The following is an 18038-nucleotide window of genomic DNA, read 5'->3' as shown; positions in this document are numbered from 1 at the left end:
ATGTTAAGTATTTATTAACATAACATCAACAAATCCAGCGGCTTGGGTTACATCCCAAATAGCCTGTACCGGTTACTGATCAATGCTTGGAAATCTCACTAATTATCACTCCTGTCACGCCCTCCACACAAGCGCCGCGCCGTGCGCCCACATCGTGTCCCTTTAAATTTACAAAATCGCATTTATAAAAAAAGCAACCGCTCTTCGCCTTACCCGACTGTTCCTAAGCATTTTACGGAAATAGGGCTTGGAAACAGCTGCTGGCATGTTGTACTTTGAAATAATACATAAAAACCTTTGAAGAGAACTATTCGATCGGAACACATTGCGCAATTCGCACCGTCACTTCTCGAACCAGCAACAACCCTGGTCGCTATACGCCAGATAGTGCATATTCATCGCTGTTAAACTTTTGAGCACCTCCGGATGAAGCGTTTCCTATGCCCCAAACCCCTTCAAAAAATTCATACTATTTCCGGATATAATAGAACAAAAATACCGAACTTCGCTTTTTAATTGTAAACAATACACTTAATCGATTCCAATGCATCAATTGTTTCAGAAAGTCTCCCTGCTGTTCCTGGCTTGTCCGGCGATGGTGATGGGCCAGACAGCGAAGGGAAATTATTCTCCGCTTCCCCTCAAAGACCTCAGCGCATTTGAAAGCGCCTCCCCCAACTGGTCGATTCAAGGTGGCATTTCCATTCACCCTTCCGGCACAGCAAAGCCCAAAACACTGGCAGGTGACGGCGTACTCATCGGAAACGCCGGGACGGTGCTCACTACCAAACTGAAAGCAAGCGACCTGCGGCTCTACGTGGAGTTCAATGTCTCGCCCGGTGCCGAGGGGAATGTCATCCTGCCGGGCGGACAGAAAGTCAAGATTTCCGATAGCAGCAAGCAAAAAACCGCAGACGCATCGACATCCGGCTACATTGGCCAGTTCCCAAACCAGAACGCAGCTAAATCGGCCGGTCTCTGGCAGACGCTCGAAATCTCGTATGATGCATCCGTACAACACATTCCTAACTCCGCCCGCCTGAACACGCTTTCACTAAACGGCGTGACAGTGCTAGAAACAGTTTATCTTCCCAACTCCAAAGCGGCCACCGACGGCCAACCTATCGCATTCGAAGTTACCAAAGGCAGCATCGCTTTCCGTAATGTGGGTTACCAACTCCTTGCTAACCGCAAACCACTGTCGCTCAGCAACCTGAACTACAAGGTGTATGCCGATAAATGGGATGCCAAAGAATATAGCAAGCTCGATCACCAGGGCCAATCGCCCGTGCTAACACAGGAAGTCACCAACGGCATGCGTGAATTCCACCTCGTATACGAAGGCGATATCGACGTAACCGAGGCCGGAGACTATATTTTTACGACCATTTATTCCGGTCCTGTCCTTTCGCTCGATATCGACGGCAAAAACGTGGTATCATCGGGCGAAGCCACTTCGCAGGAAACGCACACGGGCTCTATTAACCTCACGCAGGGCAAACACAAATTAAAGGTCTACTACTCGCGCTTCCCGTGGCGCCAGCCTGCATTGGGGGTGCGCGTGGAGAAATCGGGCGTGCGTCCTTACGACCTGCACGCGCTGTCGTCCCTACCCGAGCCCGAACCTAAGCCATACATCAGCGTAACGCCCGAAATGCGGCCGGAAATGGTACGTTCGTTCATTCAGGTTGACGGCGAAAAAAACAAGCGTACGCACTGTATCTCCGTAGGAAGCCCCGATGGCTGGAACTACACCGTCGATTTGAACCGTGGCGCGCTGCTACAAGCATGGCGCGGGCAATTTGCCGACGTAACCGAAATGTGGTATGAGCGCGGCGAGCCGCAATTGCTTTTCCCGGCTGGCTTGAAGGTTCACGTTTCAGGTCGCAGCAGCGTGGCGGTACTTGACAATGCCAATGCAGCCTGGCCCGATTCTTCCAATATCAATTTCCTGGGTTACAAGATCGATCAGAAAGGTTACCCTGTGTTCCGCTATGCAATCGGCTCGGCTACCGTGAGTGATGAACTGGTGTCCGGCGGCAACAGCCTCTCGCGTACATTCCGCCTGGAAGGCACGCCCACCGGCACCCTGTACTCGCTGCTCGCGAGCGGAAAGCAGATCACCGAAATAGAGAAAGGACTTTACCAGATCGACGACCGCTTTTTTGTACAGGTTGATAAAAAGGCCAAAGCGGTAGTGCGCCCGGCTGGCGAGATGAAGGAGCTGATCCTTCCCGTTTCCAACGCGACGAGCTATTCAATGTTTTGGTAAAAACCTCATTATCTGATTTGTATCGATGAAAAATATTCTTTTAACTACCCTGATTACCGCCGGCTGCACCAGTGCATTTGCGCAGTCGAAGCCCAATAAAATCGACGATTACTACCGCATTATCACCATTCCCATTCCCGAGGACATCAAAATGGAAATCGGTGGTATGCAAGTACTGCCCGACGGCCGCCTGGCTACTTCTACCCGCCGCGGCGAAGTCTGGATGATCGGCAACCCGTACCTGAAAGGTGACGGAAAACCTTCATTCCACCGTTTCGCATCGGGCCTGCATGAGCCGCTCGGCTTGTACTACCGCGGAAAAGACTTCCTGGTGTCGCAGCGCGGCGAGGTTACCCGGCTGGAAGACACCGATAACGACGGCGTAGCGGACGTTTACGATTCATTCTCGAAGTGGCCGTTATCAGGTAACTACCACCAGTATTCCTACGGCCCGGTACCGATGCCGAACGGCGAAATGCTCGTTACCCTCAACCTCGACTGGGTTGGCCGCGGTGCGAGCCAGTCGAAATGGCGCGGATGGATGCTGAAACTGGGCCAGGATGGCAAGCTGACGCCCTGGGCGACAGGTTTGCGCTCCCCTTCCGGCTTCGGCTCGTATAAAGGCGATATTTTCTATACCGAAAACCAGGGCGACTGGGTAGGTTCCGGCCGCATGACGCACCTTGAAAAAGGCGATTTTGCGGGTAACCCGGCGGGCTTGCGTTGGAGTAAGGAAGAAGGATCGCCCGTGAAACTGACTCCCGAAGACGTACCGAGCACTGGCGAACCGCTTTACGATGTGGCTAAGAAGGTCCCCGGCCTGAAACCACCGGCTGTATGGTTCCCGCACACCCTGGTGGGCATCTCCACCTCGGATTTCAAAGAAGATATCACCAACGGCGCATTCGGGCCGTTTGCAGGGCAAATGTTCGTAGGTGACCAGGGCCATAGCATTATCACCCGTGTAGACCTCGAAAAAGTGAATGGCGTGTGGCAGGGAGCCGTTTTCCCCTTCCGTGAAGGGTTCATGTCGGGCATCCTGCGCCTCGAATGGGGCCTCGACGGCTCGATGTTCGTAGGCCAGACGAGCCGCGGGTGGTCGGCCACGGGTAAGGAAGAATTTGGTATCCAAAGACTCGTATGGACCGGCAAAATGCCGTTCGAAATGAAGACTGTACGCTCTACGCCCGACGGTTTTGAGATCACATTCACCAGCCCTGTCGATAAAAAGGCCGCTGCTGACCAGGATGCGTATAAAATGAACAGCTTCACCTACCGTTACCACCGCACCTACGGCAGCCCGATCATCAATACGGAGGAGGTGCCCATCAAAGGCATTATCGTGTCGGAAGACGGCCTTCGCGTACGCCTCGTGGTTGATCCTGCTTCATTGCGCAAAGGCTACATTCACGAAATCAAAACAGAAGGTGTAAAATCCCCGGATGGTAACAACCTGCTGCATACGACCGCCTATTACACGCTGAACGAGATCGCGAGCGGACAAACTGCCAATCCTTCACAATTCACCACCACCGTGAAAGCAGCGAATGCTGCCGCAATGGACCACAGTGCCCACACCATGCCCGCAACTGAAGCCGCCGCCAGCACATCGGCATCGGCCAAGCGTGTTACCGAAATGCCCGCCAGCTGGACCGACGGTCCCGACCAGGTGGTAACCATCGGTACGGTACCGGGTTTGAAATTCGATATTTCGGAAATCCAGGTGAAGGCGGGAAGCAAAATCAAAGTTGTGTTCAACAACAACGACGATATGCTGCATAACCTCGTCATTACCAAGCCCGGAGCGGCCAATGCAGTGGGTGAAGCAGGCTTGAACCTTGGTCTCAAAGGATCAGAACTGAATTACGTACCCAAAACCAATGACGTGCTCTTCCATACCAATATCGTGGAGCCTGAAAAATCGGAAGCGATCTATTTCACAGCTCCCAAACAGGCTGGCACCTACCAGTACGTCTGCACTTTCCCCGGCCATTACTCACTGATGCAGGGGAAACTGAAAGTTGTAAAATAATCCGCAACGCAACTGGCGCAAGCGGACTTCCAAAGGGGCGGTGTTTCGCCGCCCCTCTTTTGACTCCCCTAATATTTCCGAAACCGAATAATTACCGCCATTTCGCAAGGAGAATGCCACAAGCAGCCGCTTTGATTGGTATAATTCATTGATTTAATACAACATTGCCGTTACATTAAAGATTTGAATCAGGAAGAACACATATCGGATACCAACGAGCTGAATATCAGGCTCTGGCAGCGGTTTAAAGCCGGCGACGCGGAGGCGCTCGGGCAGCTCGCCCAAACGCATTACCGGGCACTGTACAACTATGCGACCAAGTTTTCGTCCGACCCCGACTTCATCCGCGATTCCATTCAGGAACTTTACCTCGAACTCTGGGAACGACGCAATTTTCTCTCTGAAACCGCATTTGTCAAATCCTACCTGCTCAAAGCACTCCGTCACAAGCTCATCAAGGAAAGCATACGCCTCAAACGCTTCCACGAGCCGCAAGTAGCCATTTTCGACACCGACCCGTCGGATCCGTCCATCGAAACGAACATCATCGAAGCGGAGCATATCCACTTTCAGAACGGCCACCTCAAACGCATCATTTCCCTCCTCTCTAAACGCCAGCAGGAGATCATCTACCTCCGTTTCTACCAAAACCTCGACAACGAAGACATCGCCAGCATTATGGGCCTCGGCCGCCAGAGCGTGTCCAACCTGCTCTACCGGACGCTGAAAGAGATCAAGGAGATATGGGCGCCTGCGGAGTTTTTTTGGTTGTTGCTGATATCCATTATTCATTGAGAGAATATGCGCGCTACATCCGAGTGCAAACGGGAAAACGCCATCTATCCGCTCGGCTATCTAACCATAGCTATCGCCATGCTATTTCCGGCACATTGCCGCGCTCAAACAACTGTCGGCCGTTTCGTGCGTGAAAATGCCCAGGCGGTGCACTCACTCAATTTCGATGAACCGTTCGCCGATCTCGAATCCGTTGGCAAAGCGATAGGAGACACAAGCATAGTAATGCTCGGCGAGCAGGCACATGGGGATGGCAGTACATTCCTCGCCAAATCGCGACTGATCAAATACCTGCACGTATGTGCTGGGTTTTACCTCATTGACCGGCTACTCCCAAACCATTTACCAAAAAACGCCATTCAGTATACCTATGCCTAAAAATGGGTTCGAATCATGGTTTGATCCCGGGATGAAATACGGGTTTCTCGATCTGAAAGCAGAAAACGCAGACTCCATGAAGAATACATTCTTCAACATGAAAGCCCGGGGCCACGGTGCGGTGGCGGCTCGATGGTTCAATGTCTTTGATGGAATATTCTATATCCGTGAAATGATACCTGCGCACCTCATACGGTAATCTCAAATGAAATTCCGCGAAGATCCAACTTTGTGCCAGTTACTAGCATAAGTCTCTTGATTTATGCTAGCTATCCGCCCCGGAGGGGCATCCTGTTTATAGAAAAGCCAATGTATAATAGCATTGCCCTGGCTCCGGAGGAGCCTCCTGTGCCGTTCAAGGATACTCCTCCGGAGTAGGTATGCCGATGTTGCCGGCTTCTATAAACAGTAGGCCGCTCTGCGGCCTCGACTACCCATCACCATCTCTGCTTCGATCACTCTAAACAAACAATGTCGTCAGGCTTTCAATATAGGTAGCCCTGGTGTGGTAACGACAATACATGGCACCCGCTATCTGGCGTTTCATCCCTATCGGGATTTTGCAATGCACTGAATATCCAAATACTACCGATATTACATCGCTACGCGATTCCTTCTATCCAATGGCACGGAGGTGAACTTCGTGCAAACTATTCGCGGGCTTCCGGCCGGGCCATACGCCACAGAGGATACCAAGCGACGTCGCCATATTATTGACCGACCGGAGGCCTACAAATAGTACACACAAATCAAGAGATTTGCGCGAGCTGTTCGGAAACACTGGGCAATACATATTTAAAACATATTAAGCATTTTAAACTTATTATACATTTTATACTTTTAAACCATACAACCCATTCTCCCTTTCCTCCTTCCTCCCTTTCCTCCCTCTTTATAACTTTTCAAAATTTTTTTTGACTTTTTTGGTTATCCCAACCAATAAAACTGACATACCATTGTAAAGAGCCTGCAAATGTTCTGAACTGTATGTTTTTGTTTTGCCAATGAGCTTACACCGAATCTTTACCGTGGAGGAACTGGCGACGGACGAATCGTTCCGGCGCTGGACAATGGCGCCCACCCCCGAACTCGATCGCTACTGGCAGCAGTGGCTGCAACAAAATCCGGATCGTGCGGGCGTGGCAGCACGTGCACGGGAGCTCGTGCAGGCTGTGCACGAAGTTTATAAGGATGATCTTTCGGACGATATGCTTCGGCACGAAATCGCAGAGATTACCCGCATTGCCGAAGAACGGAAAGCCGAAGGCCGTGTGCCGTTCTACCGGCGGGCGGTCTGGAGAGCTGCGGCAGTGCTCCTGCTTACGGGCGGGCTGAGCTGGCTTTATTATACTTCGCATAACACGATCACGCCGTCGGGAAAGGAGCAGGAAATCACATTGGAGAGCGAAATGCTGGTCAAAACCAATGCTACGGAAATGGAAATGACTGTGCTCCTGAGCGACAACAGCGTGGCTACCCTAGCGAAAGGCAGCAGCATACGGTATCCGAGGCAATTCACAGCCCAAGAGCGTCGCGTGTATCTGACGGGTGAGGCGTTTTTTGATGTAGCTAAAAACCCCGAGCAGCCATTCCTGGTATATACCAACGAAACGGTGACCAAAGTGCTTGGCACGAGCTTTCGTATCAAGGCATTTGAGGGTGATAATACCGAAATGGTCGCTGTTAAAACCGGGCGGGTGTCGGTATATGCCAAGAAGGAATATGAAACCTCGCAAGGATCCAAGCCCGCAGGTGTGATCCTGAATCCCAACCAGCAGGTGGTGTTTAATCGCAAGGAAAATAAGCTGGAAAAAGCTGCTATGGCCAATCCGGTGCTGCTGGCTGAATCTGCGGTGCAAAAAGACCAGGTGTTCGACGACAGGCCCGTCGCGGAAGCATTCGATGCGCTGGCAAAAATATACGGGATCAACATTGTGTACCAGCCCGAAACACTTTCCAACTGCATGATCAGCGCGCAGTTTAATGAAGAAAATCTAAAACAACGATTGAATGCAATATGCCAGGCGATTGATGCCGGCTATGATATGGAGGATGGTCGCGTTGTGATCCGTTCCAAAGGTTGTAACTGAGGGAACGTCAGGATTAGTCGGGCGTGGTCAGGATTAGTCAGGTGTGGTCAGGTGTGGTTAGGACTAGTCGAGATCAGTCAGGAATAGTCAGGATGTTTTAAAAGTTACATAAGGCTGCGTAAGTAGCAATTTCTAAATTCTAAACCCTTTTCAGGACTAAAATCAGCTACCATTAATCCCCGTTCTGCCTATGACATATTGTTGACGCTGCCTCCATTTTGAATGATAAAGAGCCAGTGATGATTGCGCCATCACCGGCCCTGCGCCTCCCCTCGCCCGGACTGGAATCTGTGGCGATACAGGAGCATTTTGTCCCATCATTTCAATCCTGAACAAAACTTTCAAAAGTATGAAAAAACACCGACATCTATCCCGGCTACTTTACAGGGCTATGAGAATATCACTTTACCAATTATTATTTGCCTTAATCTTTGCCACTGTGTCAGCAGCAGGCACTGTTGGGGCGCAGGATATTCTGAACCAGAAGATCACGATCCAGGTCAGCAACCTCGAAATGAAGACCGTCCTGACCAAACTCAACAAGCTGACACAGTTGCGTTTTACGTACAGCTCTTCATTGATCAAATCCCAGCGAAAGGTGTCGATCAATGCTGTCGACAGGCCTCTGGGCGACATTCTGGATGATCTTTTCAAATCTGCCAACATTACCTACAAGATTGAAGGCAAGCAGGTGGTGCTCATCAAAAATGCCGAACCTGGCAGCGCATTGCCCGAAATGATCCGCAGCGAGAGCAACATCGACCGGAACATTACCGGAAAGGTAACGGACGAAAAAGGCAATCCCCTGCCGGGCGTGAACATTGTGGTGAAAGGCACAAAAGTTGGAACCGCCACAAATGCCGAGGGCGCATTCCAGCTAAGTGTACCCGATGGCGGCGGCATGCTCGTGTTCTCGTCTGTGGGCTTCACCGCACAGGAGATACCGCTGGGTAACCAGTCGAACTACGATATTTCAATGACCCCCGACGTACGCAACCTCGAAATGGTGGTGGTAACGGCGCTGGGTATCAAGCGCGACGCTAAAAAACTCGGCTATTCGACGGCCACCGTCAATACCGAAGAACTGACTACCAACCGCACGACAAACCTCGGTAACAGCTTGCAGGGCAAAGTGGCCGGTTTGAATGTGACGCCGCCTGCGAGTGGTCCGGGTGGCTCTACCAAGATCCGTATCCGCGGCCAATCCTCTTTTGGCGGTAACAACTCCCCGTTGATCATTGTAAACGGCATTCCGATCAACAACAGCAGCGTTTCGGCGGGCGGCTCGAACGGAAACGGCACCGGTAACCCCACAGGCGGTTCTTCCGATGCGGGCGATGGCTTGCAAAGCATTAACCAGGACGATATCGAATCGATGACCGTACTGAAAGGTGCGGCCGCTGCTGCATTGTACGGCTTCCGCGCGAAGGATGGTGCGATCATTATCACCACTAAAAGCGGCAGCAAAACGACCGGTATCGGTGTGGAGCTCAATTCCAATTTCCAGGCCCAACAAGCCCTGGATTACACTGATTTTCAATACGAATACGGCCAGGGAGAGTTTGGAAAACGCCCTACCACCGTGGCAGAAGCGCAAAGCTCAGGCGTATTTGCATTCGGCGAAAAGCTCGACGGTGCCATGACGCCCCAATTCGACGGTAGCATGCAGCCCTACGTGGCACACAAGGACCGTATCAAGAAGTTTTATCGCACAGGAACCAGTTTTACCAATTCAGTTGCATTATCAGGTGGCAATGAAAAAGGAAATTTCCGCCTCTCTTTTGCGAATACCGATGCCAATGCGATCATGCCGAATTCGGCTTATCATAAAAAAATCTTCAACCTCGGGTTGAACTACAAATTTACCAAAAAGCTTTCCGCGCAACTGAACGCAAACTATTCCAACGAGTACAACAAGAACCCGCCCCAGATCGGTATCCAGGACATGAATGCGAACACCACCATTTATACCATGGCTACCAGCATCGACGCCGACTGGCTCAAAAACCGCAAGGACGCCAACGGCAACGAAATGCCCCTGGCGCGTTTTACCAACCGTAACAATCCCTACTGGGTAGCTTACGACCGCTTTGAAAACGTGCGTCGCGACCGGATTTTCGGCAACACGTCGTTACGGTATGATTTCACCGACTGGCTGTTCGTACAAGGTCGCATTGGTCAGGATTACTACACGCGTCCGTACAACTACAACCGCCCGACGGGTACGCGCTCGATCAGCGCAGTTACAACCGGCTTCAATGGATACTATTACCAGGATGTGTCGACATTCCGCGAGCGGAACATGGACATCCTCGTCGGTGCCAACCGGACATTCGGTGACTTCGGGATAGACATCACACTGGGCGGCAACCAAATGGTGCAGGTGAACGACAATATTTCGACGGCAGTGACCAACTTCTACGTACGCGACCTGTATACAATCGGCAACGGGCAAGTGAAAACCCCGAACTATGGATACAGCAAAAAGAAAGTGAATTCGATTTACGGTGCGGCAGAATTTTCTTACAGGAACTTCCTGTTCGTCAATATCACGGGCCGCAACGACTGGTTCTCGACGCTTAACCCCGGCTCCAACAGTTATCTCTACCCCTCTGTGAGCGGTAGCTTTGTGTTCAGTCAGGCATTCGAGAATGCGCCAAACTGGCTCACCTATGGAAAGCTGCGCGCAGCATATGCGGAAGTTGGAGGCGATACGGATCCATATTCGAACAACCTTTACTACGGGATCAATGCCAACCCCTTCAATGGTACGGCATTGGGCAACCTCCCTTCGACCGTCAGCCCGAATGCAAACCTCCGGCCGCTGAAAGTGAAAGAAACCGAAGTCGGTCTTGAAATGAAAACTTTCGACAGCCGCCTGAACCTGGACCTTTCGCTTTACCGCAAAAATACCGTGGATGAGATCCTTAACGTCGATATTTCCAACGCATCCGGTTTCAGCCAGACCAAGGTAAACGTCGGTAAGCTGCGGAATCAGGGTGTCGAGTTTTTGCTGACTATCGTGCCCGTTCGTAACGATAACTTCACCTGGGAAACCAGCTTTAATGGCAGCTACAACATCAGCAAGGTGATTGAGCTCGCCGACAAGCAGCAGCGTTTCGATGTCGGTACCGGAGAGTTTTTCGGGATTGTTTCCCACGAAGTCGGCAAACCGCTGGCGTCGCTGCGGGGCTTCGATTACAAGCGTGACGCACAAGGCCGCATCATTACCTCTGCCGGATTGCCGCAGCAGGGCAACATCGTGACTTTCGGCAGTGCCATCCCGAAATGGGTCGGTGCGTGGGTGAACACCATCAATGTAAAGGGCATTCGCATTGGTACACAAATCGATTTCAAGGCTGGTAACAAGATCCTCTCGAACTCCAACCTGAACTTCCTGCGTGAAGGACTCTCAAAATCCTCCCTGGTAGGTCGCGAAGGCGGCGTGCTCCTGGAAAGTGTCACAGCCACCGGTGAAGCTAACACCACCCGTGTAGAAGCCGAGCAATTTTACACCGCATACCGCAGCACAAACCTCGCCTCGCCTTTCGTGTACAATGGCGCTTTCGTGCGCTGGCGGACGCTCTCGATCGGCTACGATCTGTCACGTTTCCTGCGCGAAAAGACCTTCGTCAAAGGCCTGACGCTCTCTGCGATGTGCAACAACGTGCTGATGATCAAGAAGTATATCGACAACCTCGACCCCGAAGCACAGGTATCGGCCTCCGACAACCTGCAAGGTATCGAAACGCATACGCTTCCGACCACGCGGAGTTATGGGATTAATTTGAACATTAAATTGTGAGGGGGGGCCTGCGGCCGACCATTGACCATCGACCGCCGACTACGGAAAGGGAAGAATGGGAGAAAGGAGGAAAGGGACGAAACATTCACTCATTCACTCATTCACAATCAGACTATTCAGTCATTCAATCATTCAGTCATTAAAAACTATGAGACGACTATTCATATATGCCGGGGCGCTCGCAATGCTCATTGGCGCTAATTCCTGCGACAGCGGTTTTGAGGAGGTTAACAAAAACCCGGTCCTTGCTACGGAAATCGACCCTATTTATTTGTTTTCCAATGCTGAGTTCTCGTCGGCCATCGCCACGCAGAACTACCAGATGCAGATCGTACAGCAGATCAACACGCCTTATACCGGGGTTGTAGAGGGAGGGAACCACAACGCACTTTCCGATCCGAATTCGAATGCCAACTTCAACTCCCTGTATCTGCAAAACGGCCCGGTGAACCTGCTCACCACGGTTATCGCAAAAACGAAGGATGATCCGGCACGCAGCAACCTGTACAATATGTCGCGGATCTGGAAGGCTTATGTTTTTATGGTTTTGGTGGATACCTACGGAGATGTGCCTTATTCTCAGGCCGGGAAGGCGTTTCTGGAAGGAATTAATCTGCCTAAATACGATGACCAGAAAGCGATTTACCAGGACCTGATCAAAGAATTACAGGAAGGTACCAAAGCGCTGGATGCCAGTAAGCCCATTGAATCGGGTGACCTTTTCTTCAAAGGAAATATTGCGCAATGGAAAAAACTGGGAAATTCCCTGCTGTTGCGCGCGGGAATGCGGTATTCTAAAATTGACCCGGCCACAGCGAAGTCCGTGGTGGCCATTGCGCTTGACCCTGCCAATGGCGGCGTCCAAAGTTCCAACGCCGATAATGCCTACATAGCATTCAACAGCACATTCAACCATCCGCTGGCAGGCTATTTCCAGGGAACTGAGCGTGGCAATGTATATATGGGTAAAGCATTCATCGATTTCCTGAAAACTTCGGGTGATCCGCGCCTTCAGGTAATTGCCGTCAAATATGAGGCGCCTAGCAACCCGCTGGCCACCGCCGGTGCTGAGAATACGACACCTGCCGATCAGGACGGAATGCCGTACGGCTACAACGAGTCGACGATCGTCAACGCACCTGGCTTCCCGGGCAAGATCGGTTCTGCATTCAAATATTCGCAGATCAACCGTCGTACAGTCGGCAAAATTGACGCCCCTGAGTTTTTTATTACCTGGTCGCAAACCCTGCTATTACAAGCGGAAGTGGTACAGCGCGGCTGGGCAACGGGTAGCGTAAAGGAGCTTTACGAAGCTGGCGTGAAAGCGCACATGAGCCAGCTCCCCACCTACGATGTGCTTGCGACCATTCCGGCAGCGAGCCAGGAAGCGTACCTCACGGCAAACCCCTTTGTGCCGGCCAAGGCATTGGAGCAGATCAACAATCAGTACTGGATTTCCTCTTTCCTGAATGGCTCCGAAGCCTGGGCCAACTTCCGCAGAAGCGGCTTTCCGGCGCTGCCGATCAACAATTACCCGGGTAAAGACCCATCCGTCAAAGATTTCATCAAGAGATTGGTGTACCCCGTCCGTGAACGTTCCGTGAATGAAGCCAACTACAAGGAGGCTGTCGCCAGAATGGGCCCGGACGAGCTTGGAACACCCGTTTTTTGGGATAAATAATAATTAATACTAACCCTTAAATGTTCATTTATGCTTAAACAAACCTTGCTTGCGGGAGCGTTTGTGCTGGGAAGCGTCGCTTCCCATGCACAGGCGATCTCGCCAACTCCTGACCAGATTAAAGCTTACACTTCCGGGTGGAAGGGCGAACGCTCGCCCGACGGCCGCCCGCGCGTTTCGGACGCGATCCTGGCACGCCTGAAAAACATTTCGATGGAAGAAGCCTGGGGCGTGCTGCGCAACAAAGGCTACCACAACCAGTTTGAAGGCGAATGGCAGCTGATCCACAACGACAGCACCATGACAGGCCGCGTGGTAACGGCGCAATACATGCCCTCCCGCCCCGATTTGCAGGATCTGGTGAAAGAAACCGGTAAAAAGGAAGGCCGCGTGCAAACCGGCGGTACCAACTCCTGGCCGATCGACGTGCTCAAAGAAGGCGATGTGTACGTGGCCGACGGCTACGGCAAAATCGCCGACGGCACGCTCATCGGCGACAACCTGGGAAACTCCATTTATGCCAAATCCAAGCGCGGGGTGATCTTTTACGGCTCGGTACGCGATGTGGAAGGACTCAGCGAAATCAAAGGCTTCAATGCGTGGATCAAAGGCCAGGACCCTTCGTACATCCAGCAAATGATGCTCACGAACATCAACACACCGATCCGCATCGGTCGGGCGGTGGTGCTTCCGGGGGATGTGGTACTGGCTAAAAAGTACGGTACGATCTTCATCCCGGCGCATTTGGTGGAAGATCTGGTGATCACCTCAGAAGTAACGGCCCTGCGCGACGAGTTCGGGCACCTGCGCCTACGCGAGGGCAAGTATACGCCCGGGGAAATCGACACGAAATGGTCCGACGCGATCCAGAAGGACTTCCTCAACTGGGTAAACAACTACCCCGGCAAGCTGCCGATGACGAAGAAGGAGCTGGATGATTATTTGAAGGAGAGAAATTACTAACTGCTGTAAGCGATAAGCAATAGGCTATAAGCTATAAGCAGTAGGCTGTAAGTTGAACTAACGATTTCGCTTATAGCTTAAAGCTTACCGATTATTGCCTACCGCTTATAGCCTAAAGCTTAAAGCATCAAAAAAATGAAAAACATCTTAAAACAAATCATCGAATCCAATAAACAAGTTGAAAACGCTGAGAAAGCGGCCGCGGCGGCGGAAATGGCGAATCCGGCGACGAAGGACAGCCGTCGTAATTTCCTGCGAAAAACCGCGGTGGGCGGTATGGCATTAGGGGGCTTCATGGCGATGTCGACTGAGGATACCATTGCGCAGGCTACTTCCAAGGTGAGCCGTGCCTCGAAACCCTCGGAACTCAAAATCACCGATTTGCGGTATTGCATCGTGCAGAATGTGGGCCGCACGCCTATTATCCGCATTGATACTAACCAGGGCATTTACGGCCTCGGCGAGGTGCGCGACGGCGCCGACGAGCGTTATGCATTGTTCCTGAAAAGCCATTTGCTGGGTCAAAACCCCTGCAATGTGGAGCAACTGTTCAAATCGATCAAGCAGTTTGGTTACCACGGCCGCCAGGCGGGTGGTGTTTGCGGGGTAGAAATGGCTCTTTGGGACCTCTGCGGCAAAGCTTATGGCGTGCCGTGCTGGCAGCTGCTGGGAGGCCGTTACCGCGATAAAGTGCGTTTGTACGCAGATACGCCCGAATCGAACGATATCAACGAGTTTAAGCAAAAAATCAAATACCGTACCCAGGACCAGGGCTATACCTGGCTCAAAATGGATATTTCGATTGGCATGCTGCGAAATAGCGAAGGCGGTGTAGTGAACAACAAGTTCTGGGGCGGCGGCTTCTCGCAGTGGGCGGGCGATTACCATTCTTATGCCAATACCAAACACCCTTTCACGGCAATCCAGATCACCCCGAAAGGGCTGGACGAAATGGCGAAAGTGGTGGAAGAAGTACGCGGGGTGGTAGGCTACGAAATCCCGCTGTCGTCGGATCATTATGGCCATTTTGACTTAAACAATGGCATTCGCCTCGGTAAGGCACTCGATAAATACCGCCTCGCGTGGTTCGAAGATATGGTGCCCTGGGAGTACACCGACCAATGGAAAACCATTTCCGACGCGCTCGAAACGCCGACACTCACCGGCGAGGACATTTACCTCAAAGAAGGTTTCAAAGCGTTGATCGAGCAGCGCGCAGTGGATATCGTTCATCCCGACCTCGCATCATCGGGCGGGTTGCTCGAAACGAAACGCATTGGCGACTACGCGGAGGATCATGGCATTGCGATGGCGATGCACTTTGCAGGCACGCCCGTGAGCTTCATGGCCAACGTGCATTGCGCTGCCGCTACCCAGAACTTCCTGGCATTGGAGCACCACTCGGTGGATGTGCCCTGGTGGGAAAGCCTGGTGAAAACCACCGACGGCCGCAAGCTGATCGACAAGGGTTACGCGCCTGTCCCATTGGAAGCGCCCGGCCTGGGTATCGAGCTCGTGGACGAGGAGGTGAAAAAGCACCTGCATCCGAAGGACAAATCCTACTTCGCACCTACCCCCGACTGGAACGAAAAACGCTCACACGACCGCCTGTGGAGCTAGTTTTTTGAGAGATGGTAGGGCGCAAAGTCCTACCATCTTTCGGCTTAATTCAGTATTTTGCGCGCTTCACTCTCATATGTACTGATGAAGAACATTCGCAACGTACTATTTTACAGCATTACTATCGGAATTTTCTCGGCCCTGCTTTACTTCTTTATCCGACAGGGCACATTCCTTGAAAAAGCTGGTCAGATTACCCAAAAACAGACAACCACCTCTTCCTGGGAGCAATTTACAGATACCTTCGGGCATAACATCCACCACCCGCTCGCCACGCTCCTGCTTCAAATCATCACCATCATCATCGTTGCCCGTCTTTTCGGCTGGCTGTGCAAGGCTATTGGCCAGCCGACGGTAATCGGTGAAATCGCCGCGGGTATTTTCCTCGGGCCTTCGGTGCTGGGCATGTTCTATCCCGAAGTGTCAGCATTGATTTTCCCTACCACATCCCTTGGCAATTTGCAGTTTCTCAGCCAGGTAGGGCTCATTCTGTTCATGTTCATCATTGGCATGGAGCTCGATTTGAATGTGTTGAAAACCAAGGCGCAGGAAGCCATCGTCATCAGCCATGCGAGTATTATACTCCCATTTGCACTGGGCGTGGGCCTCGCATTGTATATGTACACCGACTTTGCCCCTGATGGAATCAGTTTCCTTTCCTTTTCGCTCTTCATTGGTATTGCGCTGAGTATCACCGCATTTCCTGTACTCGCGCGCATTGTACAGGAACGCGGGCTCTCGCGTACACGCCTGGGCATGATGGTGATCACCTGCGCCGCTACCGACGATATTACCGCCTGGTGTATCCTGGCAGCCGTGATCGCTATCGTGAAAGCCGGCGAATTTGTGAGCGCGATTTACACCATCCTCCTTGCGGCGGGTTACGTTATTGTGATGCTGAAAGTGGTAAAACCTCTGCTCAAACGCATCGGCGACCACTATGCCTATCGGGAAGGCCTCACGAAGCCGGTTGTGGCCGTGTTCTTCTTGATGCTGCTTCTATCGTCCTATTGTACCGAAATAATCGGCATTCACGCCCTTTTCGGGGCATTTATGGCCGGGGTAATTATGCCTGTTAACCAGCGCTTCCGTAACATTTTTATCGAAAAAGTGGAAGACGTTTCACTGGTGCTTTTGTTGCCGTTATTCTTTGTTTTTACAGGTCTGCGAACGCAGATAGGGCTCCTGAACGATCCGCACCTCTGGTGGATCACCGGGCTGATCATCGCCGCGGCCGTAACGGGAAAGTTCATCGGAAGTGCCGTAGCAGCCCGTTTTGTGAAGCAATCCTGGCGAGATAGTCTCATCATCGGGTCCCTCATGAATACCCGGGGCCTGATGGAGCTCGTCGTCCTCAATATTGGCTATGACATTGGTGTGCTTTCCCCTGAAATATTTGCGATGATGGTGATCATGGCACTGGCAACGACTTGTATGACAGGCCCGGCCCTCGACCTGATCGACAAATTTCTTCCCGGCCAGAAATGGGACGATCTCCATCCGGTACACGAGCCATCGCGCTTTTCGATCCTGATCGCATTTGCCAGCCCGCAAGGCGGCCGCAAAATGCTCCGCCTTGCTCATAAACTGGTTTCCAGACAGCCCGACGAGCAAGTCATCACGGCGTTACACCTTTCGCCTAGCAGTTACCTCAACCAGGTCAACACCGAAGAATACCAATACGAAACTTTCCGGCCGATCAATGAGGAGGCCCACGAGCTCAATACTACTTTCACATCCCTGTTCAAACCTTCGCAGAGCATCGAACACGACATTATCGAAATAGCCAACGATGGCGACTTCGATATGCTCATGATCGGTATCGGCAAGTCGGTTTTTGAAGGTACTTTTTTAGGCAAAATATTGGGTTTCACTTCCAAATTCGTGAGCCGCGAGCGCCTTTTTGATACCATTACCGGCAAAGAAAAGCTCTTTCATTCCGATGTATTCGACGAGCGCACGACGCACATTATCCGATCGGTGAAAGTGCCTGTCGGCATTCTCATTGAAAAAAGACTGGAACAGGTACAGAACGTTTTCATGCCGCTGTTCACGCCGGAGGACCGAAGCCTGCTTCCATTCGCCGAACGTCTTTCGGCCGTCAACGGACTGCGAATGACGATCATGGACCCGTCGCAGACCGTAAGCCAGCATGTGGAAACCGGCGTGGCGCTGGGTGCATTGCAGGAAAAATCGCCTGAAAACGTAACGATGCTTTATGAAAATGTGCTTGAAAAAGACTTTCTGCAAAGCCAGGACCTGATGGTGATCAGCCTCGACAGCTGGATCAAGGCCGTCGAATCGCACAGCGTGTGGCTCTCCAACTCCCCGTCCGTATTGATCATACGGAACTGAGGATCAGACTTTCCGGCTTTTTGAAGGCCGGAAAGTCACCGTTGCGG

At 51.9% G+C, this 18038-nt stretch carries 10 protein-coding genes; all 10 read left to right on the top strand.

The annotated features are described in order from the left end of the window. Nucleotides 1–544 precede the first annotated feature (544 nt). The 10 genes from J2Y43_RS14855 to J2Y43_RS14810 all read left to right on the top strand — a co-directional run bounded on the left by J2Y43_RS14855 (nucleotide 545) and on the right by J2Y43_RS14810 (nucleotide 17991). Entirely contained in the window at nucleotides 545–2272 is a 1728-nt protein-coding gene (locus J2Y43_RS14855) for a family 16 glycoside hydrolase (RefSeq protein ID WP_309983900.1), read from the top strand. Nucleotides 2273–2297: 25 nt separating this feature from the next. Further along, entirely contained in the window at nucleotides 2298–4304 is a 2007-nt protein-coding gene (locus tag J2Y43_RS14850) for a plastocyanin/azurin family copper-binding protein (protein WP_309983898.1), read from the top strand. 183 nt (nucleotides 4305–4487) lie between these two features. Next, on the top strand, nucleotides 4488–5099 hold the full coding sequence (locus J2Y43_RS14845) for a sigma-70 family RNA polymerase sigma factor (protein ID WP_309983896.1): 612 nt from the start codon (nucleotides 4488–4490) through the stop codon (nucleotides 5097–5099). A gap of 6 nt (nucleotides 5100–5105) precedes the next feature. Continuing rightward, on the top strand, nucleotides 5106–5477 hold the full coding sequence (locus J2Y43_RS14840; RefSeq protein ID WP_309983894.1) for a hypothetical protein: 372 nt from the start codon (nucleotides 5106–5108) through the stop codon (nucleotides 5475–5477). A 1004-nt stretch (nucleotides 5478–6481) separates the two neighbouring features. Then, nucleotides 6482–7567, top strand: coding sequence for a FecR domain-containing protein (locus J2Y43_RS14835; protein WP_309983892.1), 1086 nt, complete (start codon nucleotides 6482–6484; stop codon nucleotides 7565–7567). 439 nt (nucleotides 7568–8006) lie between these two features. Then, on the top strand, nucleotides 8007–11372 hold the full coding sequence (locus J2Y43_RS14830; protein WP_309983888.1) for a SusC/RagA family TonB-linked outer membrane protein: 3366 nt from the start codon (nucleotides 8007–8009) through the stop codon (nucleotides 11370–11372). Nucleotides 11373–11520: 148 nt separating this feature from the next. Further along, nucleotides 11521–13053: a SusD/RagB family nutrient-binding outer membrane lipoprotein gene (locus J2Y43_RS14825; protein WP_309983885.1), complete on the top strand. Its 1533-nt coding sequence runs from the start codon at nucleotides 11521–11523 to the stop codon at nucleotides 13051–13053. A gap of 30 nt (nucleotides 13054–13083) precedes the next feature. Continuing rightward, nucleotides 13084–14016 carry an RraA family protein gene (locus J2Y43_RS14820; RefSeq protein ID WP_309983883.1) on the top strand — a complete coding sequence of 311 codons (933 nt, stop codon included), beginning with the start codon at nucleotides 13084–13086 and terminating at the stop codon, nucleotides 14014–14016. Nucleotides 14017–14151: 135 nt separating this feature from the next. Next, the gene (locus J2Y43_RS14815; protein WP_309983881.1) at nucleotides 14152–15636 is read left to right on the top strand and encodes a mandelate racemase/muconate lactonizing enzyme family protein; all 1485 of its coding nucleotides are present in this window, start codon (nucleotides 14152–14154) and stop codon (nucleotides 15634–15636) included. Nucleotides 15637–15720: 84 nt separating this feature from the next. Further along, complete coding sequence (locus J2Y43_RS14810; RefSeq protein ID WP_309983878.1) at nucleotides 15721–17991, top strand: cation:proton antiporter; 2271 nt, start codon at nucleotides 15721–15723, stop codon at nucleotides 17989–17991. Nucleotides 17992–18038 lie beyond the last annotated feature (47 nt).

The sequence above is a fragment of the Dyadobacter sp. BE31 genome, from assembly GCF_031457695.1.
In the GTDB taxonomy this organism is placed as follows: Bacteria; Bacteroidota; Bacteroidia; order Cytophagales; family Spirosomataceae; genus Dyadobacter.
Note: the sequence above shows the minus strand (reverse complement) of the source record. Positions and strands in the feature narration are given on the sequence as shown.

What these genes read in the sequence shown, in the direction of transcription:
- J2Y43_RS14840 (WP_309983894.1), top strand. Translation starts at nt 5,106, where the DNA reads ATGCGCGCTACATCCGAGTGCAAACGGGAAAACGCCATCTATCCGCTC.
- J2Y43_RS14855 (WP_309983900.1), top strand. Translation starts at nt 545, where the DNA reads ATGCATCAATTGTTTCAGAAAGTCTCCCTGCTGTTCCTGGCTTGTCCG.
- J2Y43_RS14820 (WP_309983883.1), top strand. Translation starts at nt 13,084, where the DNA reads ATGCTTAAACAAACCTTGCTTGCGGGAGCGTTTGTGCTGGGAAGCGTC.
- J2Y43_RS14825 (WP_309983885.1), top strand. Translation starts at nt 11,521, where the DNA reads ATGAGACGACTATTCATATATGCCGGGGCGCTCGCAATGCTCATTGGC.
- J2Y43_RS14815 (WP_309983881.1), top strand. Translation starts at nt 14,152, where the DNA reads ATGAAAAACATCTTAAAACAAATCATCGAATCCAATAAACAAGTTGAA.
- J2Y43_RS14810 (WP_309983878.1), top strand. Translation starts at nt 15,721, where the DNA reads ATGAAGAACATTCGCAACGTACTATTTTACAGCATTACTATCGGAATT.
- J2Y43_RS14850 (WP_309983898.1), top strand. Translation starts at nt 2,298, where the DNA reads ATGAAAAATATTCTTTTAACTACCCTGATTACCGCCGGCTGCACCAGT.
- J2Y43_RS14835 (WP_309983892.1), top strand. Translation starts at nt 6,482, where the DNA reads ATGAGCTTACACCGAATCTTTACCGTGGAGGAACTGGCGACGGACGAA.